A 21397-nucleotide genomic window follows, 5' to 3' on the forward strand; every position below is an offset into this window, starting at 1 on the left:
AGGGATACATATATGACCAACAAACTATACTACAATTCTACATACCTTACTGATTGGAAGACCTGTATTACTGAAAATATAGAACGTGAAGATGGACTCTATGTTATTTTGGAGGAGACCGCTTTTTATCCGCATGGCGGTGGGCAACCTTGTGATTTAGGGACTATTGGGGATATCCCGGTACTTGATGTAATCAGTGAGGAAGATCTTGTCCTGCATAAGCTGGAACGTCTGCCGGATGATTTATCCGTCACTTGTCAAATCGATTGGAAGAGAAGATTTGATCATATGCAGCAGCATAGTGGACAACACTTGCTCTCAGCCATCTGTCTCGATTTGTACCAGTTTATGACTCTAAGCTTTCATTTGGGTGAGGATTATTGCACCATTGATATAGAAGCGCCAGAACTGTCGCCTAAACAACTTCATTCCATAGAGTGGGAGGTTAATCGGCAGATTTACCAGAACCATAGTATCCTGAGCTATTTTGTAACGGGGGAAGAGGCTTCACAGCTTAAATTGGTCAAACAACCTAAAGTGACGGAAAATATCCGGATTGTAGAAATTAAAGATGTTGAATATAACGCTTGCGGTGGTACGCATGTATCTTCAACAGGTGAGATTGGTATAATTAAGCTTCTGAAAGCGGAGAAACAAAAAGGCAATACGCGGATCTATTTTAAATGTGGATACCGTGCTTTGGAGGAATTTAATAGCAGTCTGCAAATTGTTGGAGCTCTATCTTCCAAGTTCAATACGGGAAAAGATGAAATTATCGATCGCATTGAAAAATGGGAGAATGAACAAAAGCAGCTGCAAGCTGAAATTACCCTACTTAAAGAGAAGAATGATGATTATGTCGTACAGGAGCTTTTAGCACAGCAAGAAGGAAAGCTGATCTCAAAAGTGTTCGAGGATAAATCGCTGAAAGATTTACAAAGTTTAGCTAACAAGCTTACCGCGAAATGCGATGTTCCGGTTTTATTGGCTAGTTCTACTGAGAATAAGGTTGTATTTGCACAGAATGGCAGCGCGGAGATCTCCTGTGGAGCTTTTTTCAAAGAGCATCTTAGTGCCTACAATGGAAAAGGCGGAGGCAGTGATAAACTAGCGCAAGCAGGATTCCCGACATGGGGAGATGCCTTGGCGTTTTATGAGTTTGCTAGAAGTTAAGATTACTTTATAAAAGACAGAAGACCTGACTGCGGTAGTCTACCGTGGATCAGGTCTTTTTTATACGTAAAACGGAAACAAGAAACTTTTTCCAAATTCTATCGTCTAATTACATATGACTATAGAGTCAAGGGAGACGAAAAGAAATGAATAAATGGAAGGTAACGCTAGGAATCTTGACTGTTTTGATTTTAAGTACGGGGTATGGATCGGTATCAGCCCAAGCAGAAAACCAAATTCAATTCAATTATAAAGAAATCGGAATCAGCAGTAAACAGGTGATCACGGAGAATACAACTTTTGTACCCCTGAAATCACTCGCAGATGCTATGGGGTATACATTATCTTGGGATCAACCGTCCAAAACGGCCAAACTGGTTCGTCCTGAGCGTGAGGTTATCTTCACGGCTGGTACTGTAAAGTCAAAAGTGAACGAGGCCGTGGTGACTTTAACAAAATCCCCACGTATTATAAAAGGCTCGGTGTACGTGCCATTGATCTCAGCGGTCAGTCTACTTGGAGGTAAAGCGGGGCTTAATAAAACGGATGGGGTTATCCAAATTATAGATGAAGCTAGATTGGTTTCTGCTTCTGTAGATGGAAAATCCTATTGGATATCTCAAAAAAACGGCGATTTGTATTACCGTGCAACGGAAACTGGGAAACCAGTAATTATTGGTCGACTACCTTTTAAGGAATCTGCGTACAACTACGCTTTTGAGATTGAAAAAGTGGGCAATGGTACGGACTTACTCCAGTTAACGGACAATCATTATGCCATGTTCACCGATTTCAATAGCAGCTATCAAGTATTGGTCAAAGCGGGCACTATTCTCAAGCAAATGGACTATCATTACAATAACTCGGCTTATATCCATGCACCACAAGTGCCTTCCACTCAGGTGTATATGACCGATGGGAAGAGAGTTCAATATATTACTAAGGGTGGCGGTTTGGGCAAGTTATTTGAGATGGAAAAGTTAACAGGAGCAACCGGAGATTTCATAGTGGAGTATGCTGCGGAAGACGTTGTGCTCGTTCGTTTATTAGATACGACACACTTATATTTAGTTTATAGCAACACCGGTGAAATCATCAATCTCTATGAAAAACTAATTACTAGTGAGGATCGTAAGGAATGGGATAGAGTAAATGATGGCAGAGATCCATATGTATTGACCAGAATGTTAGTGTTGAAGAGTCGCAAAGGGAATGTAATGACATTCACCTATACTCCAATCCTTGAGGAAAAAGCAAAAACAGTGACATTTACACTTCAATCCAAATAATTTCAATCACTTTTATGTAATAAGCAAAAAGAGAGCGATGTTTAAAATCGCTCTTTTTTGCATTTTGGATTATTTCATCATCATCGTACTTCCACCTTTAATCTGAACAGGTTGATCATTTACGGATACCCAAACATCAATAGCTGAGTTGTTACGGATGACCGTTTTGTCAGCACTCATCTTCAGTGAATATAGCGCAGCAACATAATCATAAATCTCTATATTGGTAGCGTACCAAATATCCGAATGTCCACCTGCTTGTTGGCAAAAGGATTCGATAAGCTCCCAATTGTTCTGCTGTGCAAATTCATAACTATGACCCCAAACAAAACAGAGTCTCAGTTTTTGGGATGGCCCTTCCATTGTAAATCGCTCCCATACGTGATGCAGATCTTCTATATGATGACATGTTGGATGCCACTCCATGAAATTCAAAGGCATATCAAACTGTTTGGTAGAATGGACAGTTCGGCTGTATTCAATCCCAACAGACTGTAGAGGAGCAATGATTTCCTGAGAGTATGTACCGTATGGATAGGACATGCCTCGTACCGGATAATCCACTAGTTTCTCCAGTCGCTTACGGTCTTCGAACAGCTCATCAATCACCATAGGTAAAGGTAGACGCTCTAGATGTGGATGGGTAACGGAATGGGCAGATACCTCATGGTTTCTGAGCGAATGTTTAACATCAGCAGATGATAAGAATCCGGGTGCGTTTATCATTGCGCTATTTAAATGGAAAGTACCTTTAATCCCATATTGATCAAAAATCTCCGCTAAGCGAATATCGTGTTTCTGTCCGTCATCATAGCTCATGGTGAGCGCCTTGGGCAATCCGCCCGGGAATAAGTTAAATTGAAGTTTCATGAATGTACACTCCTGTTCGTTTGGTCATTTCGAAAATTACCTCTTCCAATTATAAACATTAAACGTTATAATCGGTTTCCACGTCTAAACAATGAAAGTGTTTACAGAATGGAATACACTTATAAGGAGAGATGCTGCCTGCCTGACTTTCTCTATGTTGTAAAACTATTATATGTGAAAGACAGAAGAAACTCACTTTTATATTTTATCACTAACTTACTGAGTGCCCCAATCCTTTTTGGAGAATTATTCACAACGAAATATGTGGTTGACCTCATTCAGAACTTCAATCCTAACACCTACCAACATATCTTGTTATTAGTAAGTTTGCTTATGGTAATGTTATATCTCGCGGGCCTTAATAGTTCTCTTCGAGCCATTGCTATCACCAATTTAACATCCACCAGTATATATGAACTGGAACATACCATTTTGGAAAAGACTTCTAAATTATCTACGGCACTTTTGGAGGACCCCGCTACAAAAACTAAAAGAGAAAAAGCAAAACGACTTTCCTTGATTGATCTGTTAGACCAATGGACAGGTGTGACAGTTCACCTAATAACATTAGTTGTGTTAATGGTTGTCTTATCTGTTTATGGCTTCTATATTCTGGCTTTGATTATTTTAGGGGTGCAGATTCTACAGCTTTATCTTATGAAGCGAATGTCACAGAAAGTAGAGTCCATTTCAGCGAATCAAACCTCCTCTGTGCGAATGATCAACTATTTAGTCGATTTGTTGATTAACAGAAATTCCATTCCGGAAGTAAGAATGTACAGAATGTCCTCCTATTTGTTTTCCTCAATGAAAGAGAGCTTTACGAATAACTTTAAACAAATGCACCGTAAGGTTATTTATTCTGAAAGTCTCAACTTCTCCCAAAGCATAATCATAATCTTATTAAATGGGACAACGATTGCCATTTTGGCGATCACGATTGGAAGTAGCGGACAGAGCGCTGGGCTTTTTGTGTTATTGCTTCAGATATCCAGTCAATTATTCATCGTTATTCCTGCATTAACAAGAGTTTACGCTGACTTAGCGAAGAGTCGTTTACGGTACGAGGATTATACGTCTTATTTAGATTTGGAAGAGCAGGTGCTTAGAGATCAGGAGGTGAATTCCAATAGGAAGACCGATCCGATGAAGGTCCAAGTTCATCAGCTGTTTTTTAGATATCCGACCAACGCTAAGAACACCCTGAGTAATATAAACATGACTATTCATCCAGGTGAACGAATTGCTTTTGTAGGTGAGAATGGCTCGGGTAAATCTACGCTTGTTAAGTTGATCTTAGGGTTGTATCCTGCAACAGCTGGAAACATCCAGTGGTTTAAAGGTGAGAATGAAGTCTTAGCGCATAACGTGACACAGGATACCAGAGTTGTTTTTCAGGATTTCATTATGTTACAAAGACCAATTAGAGAAAACATTGCATTAGGTAATATGGCTACTATTCATGACGATTCAAGATTATTAGCCGCGATGAGAACAGCAGAAGCCGATAATTATGGTGTTCGGTTGGATACTTTAGTAGGTCCTCAGTTTGGAGGGATAGATTTGTCTGGGGGACAATGGCAAAGACTAGCGATTGCTCGAGCCTATCTCAATGACGGCGCTCTTATGATTTTTGATGAGCCGACTGCTGCCCTGGATCCTTATGCGGAACAACAGGCGTTCGATACCTTTATGAAATTAGGAGAGCAGCGGACCTCCATTATTGTGACTCATCGGCTGTATATGTCCAAATTCGTCGATAGAATTTTTCTATTTGAGCAAGGAGAAATCGTGGAAAGTGGAACGCATGAAGAATTAATGAGGGTGGATGGTAAATACAAAAAGATGTTTAATCGCCAGTCCTCTTTATATGTATAAGAAAGGAGAAATCCATGCTGAGGTCTGACATCACTAATCTTGTAATGATACTCGTGAGAATGGTTAGAAAAAGTCCGATGATCTCAACAATCACTATCATAGTCCCTATAATCAGTGGTTTATTAACTTTTTATTCTTACGCTGTCCAAGTGAATATCATTAACGGTGTGGCTCGCGGTGTTATGACGCTGCTCCCTATTCTATGGTTTGTTGTGATTCATGGCGTACAAGCTTGTTCATTAAGCATAACCAACATGATGAAGAATCGAATGAATGCGGAACTAACCCTCGCTTTTCAATCCGAATTGATAGATATTGCAAACCGGGTTGATTTTGAGGATTTTGATGATGAAGAGTTTGGAAATAAACTGCAAAGAGCTAAAAAGGTAGTTGGAGAAGATTTAGAGGGGATTACAGGTTTTTTGGTATCGAGTGTAGGAATTATCTCAGGACTAATAAGCATCATCTGGTTGTCGGCGACAAGTGGTTATTTCTTGGTCACATTCGTGGTAACACTTATGATCGTGACTACCTTATGCATTCGATTATTTACGGAAATTAAAGTGAGAAGAACAGGAAGAGAGCTCACCTTCGATGGAAGAATGGGAGACTATCTTGCTAACACTTTGGAAGACCCTAATGCGATTCGAGAAATGCGAATTTATAATTCCATCTCTTATTTTACAAATCTCTGGGCAATGATTATGAAGAAGCAGCATAATAAAAGATTTAGTGCCAGAAAATTCGAGATCAAAACAGGGATGGTCGTGGCTATGGTCCAGACGAGTGCTATCTTTGTAGTTCTAGTGTACCTGTTAAACAAAATGGGGGAGTCTAATACAGTTACAATTGGAACAATTTCGGTGTTATTTCTGGCGCTGTTATCGAGTGGTGGTAAAATTATGAGTTTGACCTGGCCGTTAAGCAAGCTTTACATCAGCAGTAGCAAATTATATGACTTAAATGAAGTACTTACATATAAGAACAGGGATTTTCGCAAAAATAACATAAATAATTCGACTGATTCTATGCTCCCAATTACCGTTTCAAATGTCTATTTTAAATACGCCAAATCGAACAAGAATGTCTTATCTAACATCAATATGACCATAAAGCCGGGTGAGAAAATAGCGATCGTCGGGGAAAATGGAGCAGGGAAATCTACGTTGATTAAAATGTTATTAGGTCAATATAGACCAAGCTCCGGAACGATTTGCTGGAAGGATCATTTAGAACCTCACGGTAAGGTGTCCGTTGTATTTCAGAATGCTGTGAAGTTTGAACTGACACTAAGAGAAAATATCCTATTGGGCGATGCGAATACACCTTCAGATGATGCTAAAATACTAAGGGTTCTAGAACAATGTGAGCTGATAGATTTGCTCCATGAATTAGGCGGATTAGATGTGAATTTGGGGCAAATAGTAGAAGGAAGCAGGCAGCTATCAGGGGGACAATGGCAAAAGTTGGCGATTGCGCGCGCGTTATACAATGATGCGGAACTTATAGTATTCGATGAACCTACTTCTGCAATTGACCCGAATGCCGAGATGGAGATCTATACGAAATTATTAGAAATCTGCCAAGATAAAGCAGCTATTTTTATTTCTCATCGCTTGGGTTGGGCGAAGAATGTTGATACGATCTATGTTATGTATCATGGAGAAATTGCTGAAGAAGGAGATCATCAAGACTTAGTACATCACAATGGGATTTATGCAAACATGTACGCTTTACAATCCTCTTGGTATAAGTAGCTTATTAGATGTGATTGCGGTTGATATAAGATGGCATATTCTCATTAACTATACTCATGAGGTTTACTAAAAAAATCCACAACGAATTTCTGGAATTGTATAGCCGCTTGTGATAAAAAGTGTTTTCTGCTCCAAGCGATGCCAAAAGTGCGCTGACAAAGCGGATCGGTTATTTTCAATTGAACGATTTCTGTGTTTTTACTTCTCCTGCTTAAGGCTAAAGGGAGAGTAAAGGTGATACCCAGCCCCATCTCAACTAAGGTTTGAACGGCACTTACTTCTTCGAGCTCGAAAGCAATTAGCGGTTCAAATCCAGCTTGACGGCAAAATGCATCTGTAATTTCACGGAAATTAGATCTAGAAGACAAAGAAATGAAATTCTCACCAGCAGCTTCAATCAAAGAAATACTCTCGCGATTGGCAAAACGATGATTCTTAGGCACACTTAAACATAATTCCTCTTCTGCTAAGGTAAACCATTCGATGTCTGGTCCGGTGACAGGTGTCGAAGATATGCAAAAATCAATCACCGCACTCTCCAGATCGTTTCTCATTTCTAATGCTGAGCCAAGCTGACGCTGAATGATCCGAACGTGCGGGTGAAGGGTAAGAAACTCTTTTAGTAAAGTGGGCAATACATACGGTAGTGTTACTGCTATAGATATTACTCCATGTTCAAGTCCAGCCATATCCGTGAGCTCATGCTGACCTTCATCCAGTTCCAGAAATGCTTGCTCCACACGACGAAGATATGTTTTTCCGAATTCGTTCAATTTTAAATTTCTGCCTTGGCGTTCGAATAAGGGAACACCTAAGGTTTTCTCTAAACGTTGGATGGAATTGCTAAGTGAGGGTTGAGATACATTTAATTCTTTGGCGGCATTAGTCATGTGCTCAAGACGAGCAACTACACGGAAATATTGAAGCTGAAGGAATTCCATAACATTGACCTCTCTTTATTCATAACTCTAATGTGATATATCCATCATATAATTTGTATTTTACTTAATTAATTTTCGGTCCTATACTATTGTAACATATAAAAAGATTTAGGTAGGATGGAGAGAGTCTGCTGTGATTAGAGAGAAAATATGGACCCGGAATTTTATTGTTGTTTGTTTGAGTAGTTTTTTTATGTTTCTGACCTTTTACATTCTGGCGACTGCATTCCCGTTATACGTGAAGGAAAGCTTGCACGGGAATCAGCAGCAAATGGGGTTAGCCATTACCATCTATGTCCTCGGAGGTGTATTGATCCGTCCTTTTTCAGGACAATGGGTTGATAAATTCGGTAAAAAGAAAATGGCGGTTATTGGGCTGGTCTTATTTCTACTCGCCTGTATAGGATACTTCGGAGCTAATGGAATTGTATTGTTTCTGGTGATTCGTTTCATTCACGGTATGAGTTATGCGGTTGCCTCGACAGCGACAAGTACAATAGCTTCCACGTTAATCCCTTTCTCACGCCAAGGAGAAGGTATCGGTTATTTCAGTATGTTTATGAGCATTGCGATGGTCATTGGACCAGCTTTGGGTCTTTTTCTATGGAAAGATGAGAACATTCATGTATTGCTGTTAGGTGTATGTGTGATTGCTGCGCTTTCGCTGTTATTCACATTAGGCGTTCGTATGCCCAAAGAAGAGAAGGATACGGTTAAAGAAGCCGTTAAGGAACCTGTGAAGATGCGAAAGGGTCTTCGCTGGAGTGACGTCATTGAACCCAAAGCACTGCCCATCTCACTTGTTGGATTTACGCTTGCGTTCTCCTATAGTTCTTTATCTGGTTTTATCGCGTCTTTTACAAAAGAAATTAACCAATCACAGCTTACCGGTTATTTTTTTGTGGCCTTTGCGATTATGATTGTGCTGTTTCGACCGCTAATCGGTAAAGTATTCGATAAATATAATGAACATATTCTCATTTATCCCGGAATTCTGATCTTCGCTGTAGGTCTGCTTAGCTTAAGTCAAGCTAAATCCGGATTCATGCTGATGTTCTCAGGCATCATTATGGGGGTTGGGTATGGCGCACTTATGCCATGCTTTCAGACGCTTGCACTTAAATTAGCCGATAAAGAACGTAGAGGAAGCGCAAACGGAACCTTTTTCTTGTTATTTGATTTGGGGTATGGAGCGGGTTCTTATATTATGGGTGTAGTTGCTTCTTATACAGATTACCGTATGATGTACGAAGTTGCAGGGTTCGTGACGCTTATCTCAGTTGCTGTATACTATTTGCTTCATCACCTACCTCAATCTAAGCTTCGCGTTCAAAAATCTAAAGCTGACGTTGCATAAATGTATACATTCAGCTGTATGATATAATTGTTGAAAAAAAGGCATGGGGAGAACAATATGACTACAATTATTGATAAAATCGCTTGGATTCATATCGAGAATGGACAAGTTCTATGTGCACGTTCCAAAGGGAAAGATACCTATTATTTGCCTGGAGGAAAAAGAGAAGCCGGCGAAACAGACAAGGAGACGCTCGTGCGCGAAATCGAGGAAGAGATTTCTGTTCAGATCAAGACAGAGACTGTTTCTTATTTTGGAACGTTTGAGGCAGAAGCTCATGGGAAAGCAGAGGGTGTTACAGTCAAAATGACCTGTTATATTGCGGATTATGAAGGGACATTAATGCCAGCGTCCGAAATCGAGGAATTGTCTTGGCTAAGTTATAAGGATCGGAATCGTGTGTCTGTTGTTACCCAAATTATTTTTGATCAATTGCATGAGAAGAATTTGCTCTCATAATCAACCATATACAGCATTTGAAGTCCGTTTTAAGCCAGCAAGTTGGCTTGAGACGGTCTTTTTATTTCTACGAGCCAAAGGTCGTTGTTGGGCGATAGCAACGTTTCTTCTCATTAAGGACAGATGTCCTTTTTTAAACCCTTGAATTGCTATTTAATATGTAAGAGATCGAAGTTGAGGAGAGAGAGAAATGAGAGGAATTATATTTGCATTTTTAGCGGGGGCTTGTATTACGCTACAGGGCGTGTCAAATGCTCGAATTAGTCAAGATATCGGGACTTGGCAGGCGGCTACAATTACACAATTAACAGGGTTCATCATGTCCTTTCTCATTCTTTTGTTCGTTAGAGATGGGAAAAGGGGAGGCTTTAAGCAAGTGAAACCCTTATATTTGATCGGTGGCGCTTTTGCGGCTGTTATTATTTTTAGTGAAGTAACGGCCATTCAGCAAATTGGTGTTACGTTTACGATATCCTCATTGTTGATTGCTCAGCTATGTCTGACGTTCTTAATTGATATTAAAGGCTGGTTTGGAATGGAAAAGAGAAAAATGAGACTGCCGCAGTTCATCGGCATCGGGTTGATGATCGTTGGCGTAGTGATACTGAAATTTTAATGGCCTTGCGTAAAGTCGATAAATGGAGGAGTTAAGTTATGATTATTGGTTTGATATTAGCGCTTATCGCGGGATCACTAGTGAGTCTGCAAAATATATTTAATACAAAAGTTAATGAAAAGGTTGGATCTTGGGCCACGACAACTTTAGTGTTAGGGATGGGATTCCTAGCTTCATTTATCATGAGTCTTATCGTTGAAGGAAACCGTATATTTACTTTGAGAAATATGGAGCCTTGGTATTGGATCAGTGGTTTGATCGGGGTTGGGGTAGTAATATGCCTTGTGCAAGGAACTAAGCGATTGGGCCCTACGTATGCGATTTCGATCGTATTAATCTCTCAGCTTGGGTTTGCACTGCTCTGGGATTCACTAGGCTGGTTAGGGCTTGAAAAGGTTCCTTTTACTTGGAAGCAGTTGGTCGGAGTGATTGTTATTGTTGGAGGTATTCTCGTGTTTAAGCTAGGTGGTGAACGGGAGACGCAGAAGGCGGCTTAATTTATGCTCAGTCGCATGTCTGTCAAAATAGAAGTGATGGCAGTCACACGAGGATGGAAGCAAATCAAATTATACTTTGGGAAAGTAATAGCTCGATTATAAATAAGGAGTAGATCATCCTATGTTCATACAATTGAACTCCCAAACTATTGAAAAGTTAGAAAAAAGCCTTGGTGAACGACCAGGATGTTTTAAATTATTCTTCGATACAGAGGGCTGTGGTTGTAATGGCGTGATCGTAATTCAGGTCATTAGTGAACCTCATGCTACAGATATTGAAGTTCAGAAAGAACCTTTTACTTTTTTTGTTGACCGGCAACAGGAGTCTTTATTTGATGAACAGATGCGACTTGAAGCAGATGAGAATTACCCGTCATTCCGATTAAGTAGTGATTCGAGTCTGTTAGGAAGTAATATTCGTGTAAAAGATATTCGTTAGGCAGGTTGGAGCAGTTGAATGCAGAGTGTGTAGAATGGCTGATGAAGCGATTCTACACATTTTTTTTATTTTTTTTCGAGCATTAATATTGTAGACTATGTCACAACGTGATATAGTCACGTTAAGACATATTTAAATGCGACGTATAAATAAAGGGAGCTGGGCATGTTGAACCCTGAGAAAGTATTGAAGAAATACGTACCCATGACTGAAACAGCATTCTATATTCTTTTATCCTTAGATGAACCACGTCATGGATATGGAATAGTGAAGCATGTGGAGAAAATCACGAAAGCACGTCTTTTGTTAGGTTCAGGTACAGTTTATGGCACGTTAACGAAGATGCAAAAAGATGGGATGATTACTGTTTTTGCTGATGAAGAGAGAAAAACAGTTTACGAAAGAACAGACATAGGGATGCTAATTCTTGCTACGGAGATTAATAGGCTTAAAGAGCTACATGAGAATGCTACAAAATATGGAGGTGACATAGATGATTATCAAAATATTTAGACCCCTTTGGAGTTATGATGTTCAGAAAACTGAAGAATGGTTAGCTTCTATGGCCCAAAAAGGCTACGAACTTATCCGAATCAACCGTTTAACTAGATATTTTTACTTTCAGCAGGGCGAACCTAAAGCAGCAAACTATCGAATCGTATTCGATAAAGTTCCCAACCAATCCCTCTCTAAGGGTCTATTAAATTTCGGATGGACGAAGGTGTTACAGAGCGGCAAATGGGTTGTGACGATGAATCGGCTGCCTTTAGAACAGATTAGAGCTCTCCCTGATCGAGAGGGAATCGTAAAGCATAACAAGAAGATCATGTATATTTTTATGGGGATATTGATTTATTTAATGGTTGCATTACTCAATGTAATTATAATAAGTACGATAGCATTGAGTGTTTCCGAGTCTGGTCATTTTAATGTCTTCAACGGACCTTATGGTTTTATTCCCGCTACTGCATTAGGGCTTAGCATTATCTTATGCATTTTCACCGTATATTCGCTGATCACATTAAACAAGACGAACCAAAGATTAACAGGGGAATTCATACAACCAAACAAGCAAAATGGTCAGGGGACATCCCCTCTGAAAGACAGGCTAAGTAAGAATGAAGAGAAGCGTTTGAAAAATTCAGGTCAACTTGTTTTGAAGTGGAAGATTGGATGGATGTATTCGCCGGATCGGCTTGAAGAGTGGCTAGAGGGAATGGAAGAAAAGGGATATAATCTGTACAGCGTTGGCAAAACAGGAACTGCCTTTTATTTTAAAAAAGGGAAGCCTCGTAAGATGTGTTATTGTGCGGACTTACAAAATACTGCTGATACCAATTACTTCAACATTCATACGGATTCTGGCTGGATATGTCTGTATCATTCGAGTTCATGGAGTCAGAAATGGGTTTTATGGGGCCAAGAATATGTACCAGGTAAAGCCAAACCGCAAATATACAGCGATAAGTTAAATCAGTTGAAACTAGCTAGACGTATAGCTTTAACGTATTCTGCTATGTTCTTACCCCTCACTATTTTATATATGTATATCATTGGTTTAAATGTAAGATTATCGACTTATTCTAACCTGGATCGATTGCAGATCATAAATATGATCTTGTACGCCATATTAATTCTAATGTTTGGCTCATATGTTACTCGGACTTGGCTATATTACAACCGACTTCGTAAACATCATCAATAATTTCGTGGAGGTGTATGATGCAACAGAACATTTATGACAACCCTGAGTTTTTTCAAATGTATAAGAACTTAAGGGAGTCAAGAATTACATACAATGACTTTATTGAACAACCTGCAATAAGAGGTTTGCTTCCTGTCCTACAAGATTTAAATGTTCTCGATCTGGGTTGTGGTTTTGGTGAAATGGCAAACTATATGATTGATAACCACGTTTCACAGGTAACAGGTGTAGATATATCAGAGAAGATGTTAGCTATGGCAAGGAAACGACCTGAGATCCGTTATATACAGGGCTCTATGGAAGAAATCGAATTCAGAGCATCCTGTTGTTTTATCAAATAAGATTCAAAGTGGGTGGGTTAAAGATTCCGATCAAAATATCCTACATTGGCCCATTGATAATTATGGAGAAGAAGGTCTCAGATCACAGTTTTGGGGAATTGATGGTGTCATAAAATATCATAGAAAACTTTCAACATTACTTAATACTTTGATCCAAAATGGACTGACTATTGAAGGAATTGTTGAACCTGAATCCAGCCTTGAGGGTCTTGAGAAGATGCCCAAATTAATAAATGAAAGAAGGAGACCTTCATTTTTAATAATTAAGGCTAGAAAAACAGTTATACGTGGACAGTAATTTTCAGTTATGAATGAACTTTACCAGCCGATGAAGGACGATTACTTTATACTTATGTATACAGCATCTGTAAGGAAAATAAGGGGAGTGTTTGTATGCATGAAATACCTCATGAGGATTATTATAAAGTGAAGCCACTACTTCAAGGCGAGCATATCCATCCCGAAACTCTCTCTTTGATTGAAGGCAATAATCCTGGTTGGATCTTTGTCGATCAACTTACAGCACCAAAGAGTGCGTTAGTATGGAGTCAGGGGATTGAAGGGTTTTATCTTATTGGCGATCACACCAACCAAGCCTTTATCCATGCACTGGACAGTTATGTAACAGATCATATTGTACCTAGAATGAAGGAACTCGGGATGGAACATTTCGAAGTTTCTGGTCAACATGATGAATGGAATCTGGAATTGATGTTTCCTTCTAGGAAGCTATATCCGTTTGAACAGATGGTGTTCAAGTTACTTCACAAGCCGCCTACGACGCAGACTAATGGGACTAGAACTATAAATCTTAAAATGCTGGATTGGGAGAACTCAGATCTAAAGAATATAGAATTTGTACATGAAAATATTGATTTATTCTGGTCATCGAAAGCAGACTTTGCCGAAAAAGGCTACGGATATGCTGCAGTTGAGGGATCTGAAATTATGGGGGTGTGCTATTCTAGTTTTGTTACACAGGATACTCACGCAATCGGAATTGAAACCCTTCCTAAATATCAGAAACAAGGAGTGGGGACATATTTAGCAACGCTAGTAGTTGAAGATGTGCTCGCCAATGGCTTTATTCCTTACTGGGATTGTTCACTAGATAATGAAGCTTCGAAAAAATCGGCACTACGGCTAGGGTTTCAACAGATACATCAATATAAGTGTGGTGCTTTTGCAATATAATCCTTTTAGAGACGTCTATTCCATGGAGTAGACGTTTTTATTATATTTACCGTGGAGTTGTAGATACTATAATATGAATTGTAATTTGGTATAACTCTATAATTATGAGAGAATGATCATCGGAACGAATGGAACGATAGAATATATTATAATGTTAGGATGATCATCCATGAAAATTTTTCTTGTCGAGGACGATAGAACGATAGCATCAGGGCTTGAATATTCATTACAGCAGGATCATTTTGAAACCCTTCTATGTTATGACGCCAGCTCAGCCAAAGCGGTGTTATCTGAGCAGTTATCAGAGCTCACCTTATGCATCTTTGATCTCTCACTGCCGGATGGCAGCGGTTATGAATTGTGCAAGATCGTGAAAGCGCAAAGTGATATACCGGTAATTTTTTTAACGGCGATTGATGATGAGGTCAACGTGGTGATGGGACTCGATATGGGGGCAGATGATTACATAACCAAGCCTTTTCGGATTCGGGAGCTGCTATCGCGGATTAAATCCGTCTTAAGGAGATATAACAAGCAGGCTCAGACCCAATCCAATATCGAATTAGAGAATATACGGATTAACACACTTGAAGGAAAGGTTTATAAGAACGGCGATGAAGTGCTATTGACCGCATTAGAATATCGATTATTACTGATCTTTGCTAACCATGTTGGTCAGGTTCTCTCAAGAAATCAATTGTTAGAACGGATTTGGGATGTGGCAGGTGAATTCGTGAACGACAATACATTATCGGTTTACATAAAAAGACTTAGGGAAAAGTTAGAAGATAACCCCCAAGAACCAACACTGATCAAAACAGTTCGAGGGTTGGGTTACAAGGTAGGTGATTAGGATGCTTCGTAATAGAGAATTTAGATGGTTATTATTTACGATGTGCTTGATCAGTCTTGTGGCTACAGCGGTGGCGACATTTATATCGTTAGAGGCGGTAGGGCTCATAGCTGGGACTTCAGCTTTGCTTATAGCTTGCAGTGTATTGTTTACCCGCTGGAGATATGGTGAAATTGAAAAACTCTCAGGGTATCTACGCCAAATCAGTAGTGGGAATTATTCGCTCGATGTTCGTGATAATCAGGAAGGTGAGCTTAGTATCCTGAAGAATGACATTTATAAAGTGACGCTGATGTTATCCGAGCAGAGTGCGCAATTACAAGAAGATAAAATGAAGCTCACCAATGCGATTTCGGATATCTCTCATCAGCTCAAAACCCCGCTTACTTCCATGACTGTGATGGCAGATTTATTAAGTGATCCTGAGCTGCACACTGAAAAGAGAATGGAGTTTACCCGGAAAATTACGATCCAACTCGAACGAATTGGCTGGCTAGTCTCCTCTTTATTAAAGTTCTCCAAGATCGATGCAGGAACCATTCATTTTAAAAAAGATCTTGTTCTGGTGAACAAGCTAGTTCAAAAATCTTTGGAGCCCATGTTAATTCCAATGGATATTAAAGAACAACGGATCTTGATTGATGGAGATGATAGCACCACATTTACGGGCGATCTCAATTGGACAACTGAGGCGATCATTAATATTCTGAAAAACTGTGTAGAGCACACACCTGCTGGGGGAGAAATTTCGATTTCTTTTGCAGAAAATGCACTGTTTACGGAAATTTTCATTACAGATAACGGCAAAGGAATCCCAAAGGCAGAGCTCCCCTATATCTTCAAACGATTCTATAAAGGTAAGAATGCAAGCGAAGATAGTGTAGGGATTGGACTTGCCTTGGCACAAAGCATTATCACAGGACAAAACGGAACGATCGATGTGAAGAGTGAGGTGGGGAAGGGTTCACAATTTCAGATTAAATTTTATAAGCAAGTCATTTAGCACTTGTAGCTTAGTGACTAGAATGTCACTTTTGAGTCACTGGATAGTCATTGTAGACAGATATACTGATCTCATCAACAAATGGAGGTCTAACAATGGACATTTTAAAGATTGAACATCTGTCTAAAACATATGGAAAAGGCGAAACAGCGGTAAAGGCACTGGATGATGTATCTTTTTCGATTAAAAAAGGTGAATTCGTAGCGATTATCGGGCCATCTGGCTCCGGGAAATCGACCATTCTGCACTTATTAGGCGGAGTGGATAGACCGACAAGCGGCAAAGTATTCGTAGATAACACGGATATTTATGAATTGAATGAAACACAGCTGGCGATCTTTAGACGCAGACAAATTGGGCTGATTTATCAATTCTATAATCTTATACCGGTCTTAACGGTCGAAGAGAACATCACACTTCCTTTACTCCTTGATCAGCATAAGGTAGATAAGAAACAATTTGCGGATACTGTAAAGGCGTTAAATTTGGAGAATCGCTTAAACCATCTCCCAAATCAGCTCTCAGGCGGGCAACAACAGCGGGTCTCTATTGGTAGAGCGTTAATTAGTAATCCTGCAATCATGCTGGCAGATGAGCCAACCGGTAATCTGGATAGTAAGAACAGTGGTGAAATTATAGATTTATTAAAAATGTTTAATAAAACCTATAATCAAACACTGATTGTCATTACTCATGATGAACGGATTGCATTACAAGCGGATAGAGTGATTACCATTGAAGATGGAAGGATCGCCAAAGATGAGGTGATTCGTCCGTGAATATCGTAAATAAATTAACGCTTAGACATTTGAAGCAAAATAAACGAAGAACATTGGTTACTATCATTGGAGTCATCATTTCTGTGGCTATGGTGACGGCTGTGGCAACGCTTGGTTTTTCATTTATGGAATTAATGAGGCAGCAGAGTATCTCAACAAATGGAGAATGGCATGTCCAATATAGAAATGTTACTAAAGCTCAGCTTAAAGCGATAGAAGCGGATGATGCAACGAAAACACTTGTCATCTCAAATGATCGTGGCTATGCCCCTTTAGAGGGGGGACAGAATGAGAACAAGCCCTATTGGTATATTAAGGAATATAATTTAGCTGGTTTTAAACAATTTCCGATTGAACTTCTGGATGGAAGACTCCCGAAGACTAACTATGAAGTAGTCATTTCTGAGGAAATTGCAAAAAACGCTAAAGTAACATACAAGATTGGTGAAACTTTAACTCTCGATGTCGGAGAGCGAGTCACTAGGGATGATAAAAATAGTGGGCAGCCCTTATCTCAGAACGAACGATTACGGACTGAAGAGGACACCCTGAATGAAGAGATCATTCATAAAAAACCAATGAACTACACGATTGTGGGAGTGATAAAGCGCCCTACTTGGGAACCAACATGGTCCCCGGGTTATACTGCTCTAAGTTATGTGGATGAAAGCTTGATTGGAGCAGCTGAAAAAACCACAGCGACGGTTGTATTAAATAAGGTGGATAGCTCCATATACAAGCATGCAGAGGAATTGGCACAAGAAAACAATATCGAGTCGATCTCTTATAATAATAGTTTGCTCCGCTATTATGGTGTGACGAATAACGATGGCTTACGTAATACACTTCTTTCATTGTCAGTCATCGTTATGACTGTGATTATCATTGGTTCCGTTTCTTTAATCTATAATGCTTTCGCAATTTCTGTCTCGGAACGTGCACGCCATTTAGGAATGCTCTCCAGCGTAGGTGCTACAAAGAGGCAGAAGCAGAATTCAGTGTTTTTTGAAGGGATGATCATCGGTTTAATTAGTATACCTATTGGGATCCTTTGCGGAATTACAGGAATCGGGATCACTTTTATGTTTATCAATTCGATGATTCAAGATGTATTAGGGATAACAGAAAAATTAACGTTGGTTGTTACACCTCTATCTCTTCTAACCGCTTGTGTAGTTTCAATTATGACGATTTTTATATCCACCTATCTTCCAGCCCGAAAAGCTTCAAAGATCTCGGCAATTGATGCGATCAGACAAACAACCGATGTTAAGCTCTCTGGTAAAGCGGTGAAAACTTCCAAATTCGTTCGCAATTTGTTTGGAATTGAAGCAGAAATTGGTTTGAAGAATTTAAAGAGAAATAAACGCAGGTACCAAGCAACCGTGTTCTCACTTGTCATTAGTATTGTTCTGTTTTTATCCGTATCTTCGTTCACTACTAATATGAGAAAGTCGGTAGAACTCTCACAGGATGGTTTGAACTACGATATCCAAGTTTATATGGGGACTGAGGACACTCAAAAAGTAGATCGGCTGACGAAATCGATATCTGCCTTACCTAATATAACGGAATATAATGTGGTCAGGGAACTAAGCTTGAGTTCATGGATTGATGAAAAGGATATGGCAAAAGAATTGCAAGAGATCGTGGAGAAGGATAGCAGTATTTTAAAGAATGGGAAATATCCTTACTACATTCAGATCCATGCCCTAAATGAACAGAGTTTGAGAACCTATGCAGAATCCGTCGGTGTAAGTTATGAACAATTAACGGATCTCAATCAGATGTCAGCTATTGTGAATGATACCGTCACCTTTGAGGATGAGAACGCCAAAAAAATTATTGAGACCAAAGCTCTTCATTCGGAAATCGGTCAGAAGCTTGATTTAATTTATACGGATTGGAACACAGAGAAAGAGACGAAATTACCACCAGTAGAAATCGTCGCATTAACTGATAAACGCCCTATGGGTGTTCATTCAGCACAAGTTGGTGGATTAAACATCATTGTCTCTGACCAAGTCTTCGATCAATTAACAAATGATACGATGAGTAACGATATTCAAAGCCGACTAAACCTGAACAGCTCTGATCCATTAGCGACACAACAAGCCATTGAAGAGATGAAAGAGCGGAATGTCTATGTTCAAAATGTGTTTCAAAATAGACAAAATAGTGAGCAGATGATCATGTTAATGTCTATTTTTACCTATGGTTTTATTGCTTTGATTACATTAATATCGATTGCGAATATTTTCAATACGATATCAACTAGCATATCACTTCGTAAAAGAGAGTTTGCGATGTTGAAGTCTGTAGGGATGACGCCAAACGGTTTTAATAAAATGATTAATTATGAAAGTATCTTCTATGGGATAAAATCACTACTTTACGGGCTTCCGATTAGCATAGTCGTGATGTACTTGATCTTTAGATCCATGATGAGTAGTTTCTCCTATGGATTTGCACTTCCGTGGATGAGTATCTTGTATGTCATAGTCGCTGTATTTATCATCGTTAGCTCAGCTATGCTGTACTCCAGTTCAAAAGTGAAGAAGGAAAATATTATTGATGCTTTAAAACAGGAGAATATATAAGGATTAGCCGCGATAATCGCGGCTTTTTTGACTTTTCTGAAGGTTTATATTTTTTGGGGGTGTTTTGTGTCATATATGACACGAACGGTATGTTATTACATATAAATCCCTATGATATAATGTATTCAATTGAATTTAACAGATTATAACTTTAGAGGCAGGTGTCAACGCTTGAGAACGGTCGTCGTGATTGGCGGGGGAATTACTGGATTGTCTACCGCTTACTATCTACAGAAATCTATACAGCATAATAAGTTGGATGTAAAAATCATTTTGGTTGAAGCCAGCGATAGACTGGGCGGCAAAATCAGAACACTTCAGCATGATGACTTCATCATGGAGTCTGGTGCTGATTCAATTGTCACTCGCAAGACAAATGTAGCACCATTGATTGAAGAATTAGGCATTCAGGATGAGGTTGTATATAACGCGACAGGAATATCATACATCTACACAGAAGGTAAGCTGAAGCAAATTCCTAAAGATGCAGTCTTTGGCATCCCTCTCAGTATTGAATCGCTTGCTACTACAGATTTGATCTCTGCTGAAGGTAAAGTTGAAGCACTTAAAGATTTCTATACTCCGAATGATCGTTTTACGAAAAACGATTCTGTAGGTGACTTTCTGGAAGCTTTCTTTGGAAAAGAACTTGTCGAGAAGCAAATATCACCTGTCCTATCAGGTGTATATTCCGGGAAATTGAGCGAACTTACCATTGCCTCGACCCTTCCTTATTTGATTGATTATAAAAATGAATATGGAAGTATTATTCAGGGATTGTCCGCGAATAAGGCTAAATTCCAGGGGAACGGCGATAAGAAGTTTATGTCTTTTAAGGGTGGCGTATCTGCTCTGATTGATGCCATGGAAGAACAGCTGTCCGATGTTGAGATCATCAAAGGGATTCGGGCAGAGCGCATTGCAAAGGATGGAGAACGGTACCGGGTAACACTGGCAGATGGACGAATCTTGGAGAGCGATTTTGCCGTACTAGGAACGATGCATTCTACTGCACAAGCATTACTTCAAGACGAAGCGCTGAATGAAGATTTCAAACAGTTGTTTAACAGCTCTATGATTAGTGTGTATATAGGATTTGATATCCCTGACAGTCAACTGCCAGCGAACGGTACAGGGTTTATAACAGCCAACAGTGACGATGTTCTTTGTAATGCTTGTACGTGGACAAGTCGCAAGTGGGAGCACACGTCTGGTCAACAACGTCTGCTTGTCAGACTCTTTTATAAAAGCTCAGGACCGCATTATGAGTCCTTGATTAAGCTTTCAGAAGAGGAATTATTAAACGTGGCGTTGAATGATATACAGACCAGTCTTGGAATTACTGGACAGCCAGTTACCCACGATGTGACCAAATGGCATGATGTTATGCCAAATTACCACAAACGCCATCACGAGATTGTAGTATCCTTAGAGAAGAAGATTGCAGATCATTATCCGAATGTAATCCTTGCTGGATGTTCTTATTATGGTGTGGGTATTCCTGATTGTATTGCAAATGGAGAGAAGACAGCGGAACGCATTTTGGAACAAGTAATTACACATTAAATAAAGGAGGGCGGACAATAGTGAGAAAATTAGCGATAAGCTCTATGCAAAGTCTAGACTATAAACAACGGCGGTTGTTT

20 protein-coding genes are annotated in these 21397 nt (G+C 39.5%); 18 read left to right on the forward strand and 2 right to left on the reverse strand.

Annotated features, from left to right (window positions below; all coding sequences use genetic code 11):
* The first annotated feature begins 12 nt into the window (after positions 1–12).
* Both MKX60_RS19450 and MKX60_RS19455 read left to right on the forward strand, forming a co-directional pair.
* Positions 13–1173 carry an alanyl-tRNA editing protein gene (locus tag MKX60_RS19450; RefSeq protein ID WP_341060710.1) on the forward strand — a complete coding sequence of 387 codons (1161 nt, stop codon included), beginning with the start codon at positions 13–15 and terminating at the stop codon, positions 1171–1173.
* Between the two features lie 146 nt (positions 1174–1319).
* Entirely contained in the window at positions 1320–2462 is a 1143-nt protein-coding gene (locus tag MKX60_RS19455) for a copper amine oxidase N-terminal domain-containing protein (protein ID WP_341060711.1), read from the forward strand.
* 69 nt (positions 2463–2531) lie between these two features.
* Here MKX60_RS19455 and MKX60_RS19460 read toward each other — a convergent pair whose 3' ends face one another.
* Positions 2532–3332 (reverse strand): polysaccharide deacetylase family protein, encoded by an 801-nt coding sequence (locus MKX60_RS19460; protein ID WP_341060712.1) that lies wholly within the window; start codon positions 3330–3332, stop codon positions 2532–2534.
* A gap of 432 nt (positions 3333–3764) precedes the next feature.
* Here MKX60_RS19460 and MKX60_RS19465 point away from each other — a divergent pair, with 432 nt between their 5' ends.
* Positions 3765–5210, forward strand: a complete 1446-nt coding sequence (locus MKX60_RS19465) for an ABC transporter ATP-binding protein (RefSeq protein ID WP_341060713.1) — start codon at positions 3765–3767, stop codon at positions 5208–5210.
* A 14-nt stretch (positions 5211–5224) separates the two neighbouring features.
* Positions 5225–6967, forward strand: coding sequence for an ABC transporter ATP-binding protein (locus MKX60_RS19470; RefSeq protein ID WP_341060714.1), 1743 nt, complete (start codon positions 5225–5227; stop codon positions 6965–6967).
* Positions 6968–7011: 44 nt separating this feature from the next.
* Here the strand turns inward: MKX60_RS19470 and MKX60_RS19475 are convergent, their stop codons facing one another.
* Positions 7012–7908, reverse strand: coding sequence for a LysR family transcriptional regulator (locus MKX60_RS19475; protein ID WP_340969305.1), 897 nt, complete (start codon positions 7906–7908; stop codon positions 7012–7014).
* 133 nt (positions 7909–8041) lie between these two features.
* Here MKX60_RS19475 and MKX60_RS19480 point away from each other — a divergent pair, with 133 nt between their 5' ends.
* The 14 genes from MKX60_RS19480 (at position 8042) to MKX60_RS19545 (ending at position 21317) form a co-directional block, all read left to right on the forward strand.
* Entirely contained in the window at positions 8042–9265 is a 1224-nt protein-coding gene (locus tag MKX60_RS19480) for an MFS transporter (RefSeq protein WP_339271134.1), read from the forward strand.
* Positions 9266–9322: 57 nt separating this feature from the next.
* On the forward strand, positions 9323–9724 hold the full coding sequence (locus MKX60_RS19485) for an NUDIX hydrolase (RefSeq protein WP_341060715.1): 402 nt from the start codon (positions 9323–9325) through the stop codon (positions 9722–9724).
* A gap of 190 nt (positions 9725–9914) precedes the next feature.
* On the forward strand, positions 9915–10340 hold the full coding sequence (locus MKX60_RS19490; protein WP_076285787.1) for a DMT family transporter: 426 nt from the start codon (positions 9915–9917) through the stop codon (positions 10338–10340).
* Between the two features lie 38 nt (positions 10341–10378).
* Positions 10379–10837 carry a DMT family transporter gene (locus MKX60_RS19495; protein ID WP_076298986.1) on the forward strand — a complete coding sequence of 153 codons (459 nt, stop codon included), beginning with the start codon at positions 10379–10381 and terminating at the stop codon, positions 10835–10837.
* A gap of 121 nt (positions 10838–10958) precedes the next feature.
* Complete coding sequence (locus MKX60_RS19500; RefSeq protein ID WP_341060716.1) at positions 10959–11276, forward strand: iron-sulfur cluster biosynthesis family protein; 318 nt, start codon at positions 10959–10961, stop codon at positions 11274–11276.
* Between the two features lie 165 nt (positions 11277–11441).
* The gene (locus tag MKX60_RS19505; protein ID WP_371916540.1) at positions 11442–11789 is read left to right on the forward strand and encodes a PadR family transcriptional regulator; all 348 of its coding nucleotides are present in this window, start codon (positions 11442–11444) and stop codon (positions 11787–11789) included.
* The gene (locus tag MKX60_RS19510) at positions 11770–12981 is read left to right on the forward strand and encodes a DUF2812 domain-containing protein (protein ID WP_341060717.1); all 1212 of its coding nucleotides are present in this window, start codon (positions 11770–11772) and stop codon (positions 12979–12981) included. Before MKX60_RS19505 ends, MKX60_RS19510 begins: the two co-directional genes overlap by 20 nt.
* 14 nt (positions 12982–12995) lie before the next feature.
* On the forward strand, positions 12996–13322 hold the full coding sequence (locus MKX60_RS19515; protein ID WP_341060718.1) for a class I SAM-dependent methyltransferase: 327 nt from the start codon (positions 12996–12998) through the stop codon (positions 13320–13322).
* A 393-nt stretch (positions 13323–13715) separates the two neighbouring features.
* The gene (locus MKX60_RS19520; protein ID WP_341060719.1) at positions 13716–14516 is read left to right on the forward strand and encodes a GNAT family N-acetyltransferase; all 801 of its coding nucleotides are present in this window, start codon (positions 13716–13718) and stop codon (positions 14514–14516) included.
* Positions 14517–14685: 169 nt separating this feature from the next.
* A complete protein-coding gene (locus tag MKX60_RS19525) occupies positions 14686–15369 on the forward strand; it encodes a response regulator transcription factor (RefSeq protein ID WP_076285781.1) in 684 nt (227 codons plus the stop codon).
* Between the two features lies 1 nt (position 15370).
* Positions 15371–16372: a sensor histidine kinase gene (locus tag MKX60_RS19530; RefSeq protein WP_076298990.1), complete on the forward strand. Its 1002-nt coding sequence runs from the start codon at positions 15371–15373 to the stop codon at positions 16370–16372.
* A gap of 95 nt (positions 16373–16467) precedes the next feature.
* Positions 16468–17151: an ABC transporter ATP-binding protein gene (locus MKX60_RS19535; RefSeq protein ID WP_042127549.1), complete on the forward strand. Its 684-nt coding sequence runs from the start codon at positions 16468–16470 to the stop codon at positions 17149–17151.
* Complete coding sequence (locus tag MKX60_RS19540; RefSeq protein WP_341060721.1) at positions 17148–19751, forward strand: ABC transporter permease; 2604 nt, start codon at positions 17148–17150, stop codon at positions 19749–19751. Before MKX60_RS19535 ends, MKX60_RS19540 begins: the two co-directional genes overlap by 4 nt.
* A 171-nt stretch (positions 19752–19922) precedes the next feature.
* A complete protein-coding gene (locus tag MKX60_RS19545) occupies positions 19923–21317 on the forward strand; it encodes a protoporphyrinogen oxidase (RefSeq protein ID WP_341060722.1) in 1395 nt (464 codons plus the stop codon).
* Positions 21318–21397 lie beyond the last annotated feature (80 nt).

The organism is Paenibacillus sp. FSL R5-0914 (genome assembly GCF_038004525.1).
Classification (GTDB): domain Bacteria; phylum Bacillota; class Bacilli; order Paenibacillales; family Paenibacillaceae; genus Paenibacillus_AQ.

Coding starts and splice junctions, on each gene's coding strand:
- MKX60_RS19450 (WP_341060710.1), top strand. CDS start 13: ATGACCAACAAACTATACTACAATTCTACATACCTTACTGATTGGAAG.
- MKX60_RS19455 (WP_341060711.1), top strand. CDS start 1,320: ATGAATAAATGGAAGGTAACGCTAGGAATCTTGACTGTTTTGATTTTA.
- MKX60_RS19460 (WP_341060712.1), bottom strand. CDS start 3,332: ATGAAACTTCAATTTAACTTATTCCCGGGCGGATTGCCCAAGGCGCTC.
- MKX60_RS19470 (WP_341060714.1), top strand. CDS start 5,225: ATGCTGAGGTCTGACATCACTAATCTTGTAATGATACTCGTGAGAATG.
- MKX60_RS19475 (WP_340969305.1), bottom strand. CDS start 7,908: ATGGAATTCCTTCAGCTTCAATATTTCCGTGTAGTTGCTCGTCTTGAG.
- MKX60_RS19485 (WP_341060715.1), top strand. CDS start 9,323: ATGACTACAATTATTGATAAAATCGCTTGGATTCATATCGAGAATGGA.
- MKX60_RS19490 (WP_076285787.1), top strand. CDS start 9,915: ATGAGAGGAATTATATTTGCATTTTTAGCGGGGGCTTGTATTACGCTA.
- MKX60_RS19495 (WP_076298986.1), top strand. CDS start 10,379: ATGATTATTGGTTTGATATTAGCGCTTATCGCGGGATCACTAGTGAGT.
- MKX60_RS19500 (WP_341060716.1), top strand. CDS start 10,959: ATGTTCATACAATTGAACTCCCAAACTATTGAAAAGTTAGAAAAAAGC.
- MKX60_RS19505 (WP_371916540.1), top strand. CDS start 11,442: ATGTTGAACCCTGAGAAAGTATTGAAGAAATACGTACCCATGACTGAA.
- MKX60_RS19510 (WP_341060717.1), top strand. CDS start 11,770: ATGATTATCAAAATATTTAGACCCCTTTGGAGTTATGATGTTCAGAAA.
- MKX60_RS19515 (WP_341060718.1), top strand. CDS start 12,996: ATGATGCAACAGAACATTTATGACAACCCTGAGTTTTTTCAAATGTAT.
- MKX60_RS19520 (WP_341060719.1), top strand. CDS start 13,716: ATGCATGAAATACCTCATGAGGATTATTATAAAGTGAAGCCACTACTT.
- MKX60_RS19525 (WP_076285781.1), top strand. CDS start 14,686: ATGAAAATTTTTCTTGTCGAGGACGATAGAACGATAGCATCAGGGCTT.
- MKX60_RS19530 (WP_076298990.1), top strand. CDS start 15,371: ATGCTTCGTAATAGAGAATTTAGATGGTTATTATTTACGATGTGCTTG.
- MKX60_RS19535 (WP_042127549.1), top strand. CDS start 16,468: ATGGACATTTTAAAGATTGAACATCTGTCTAAAACATATGGAAAAGGC.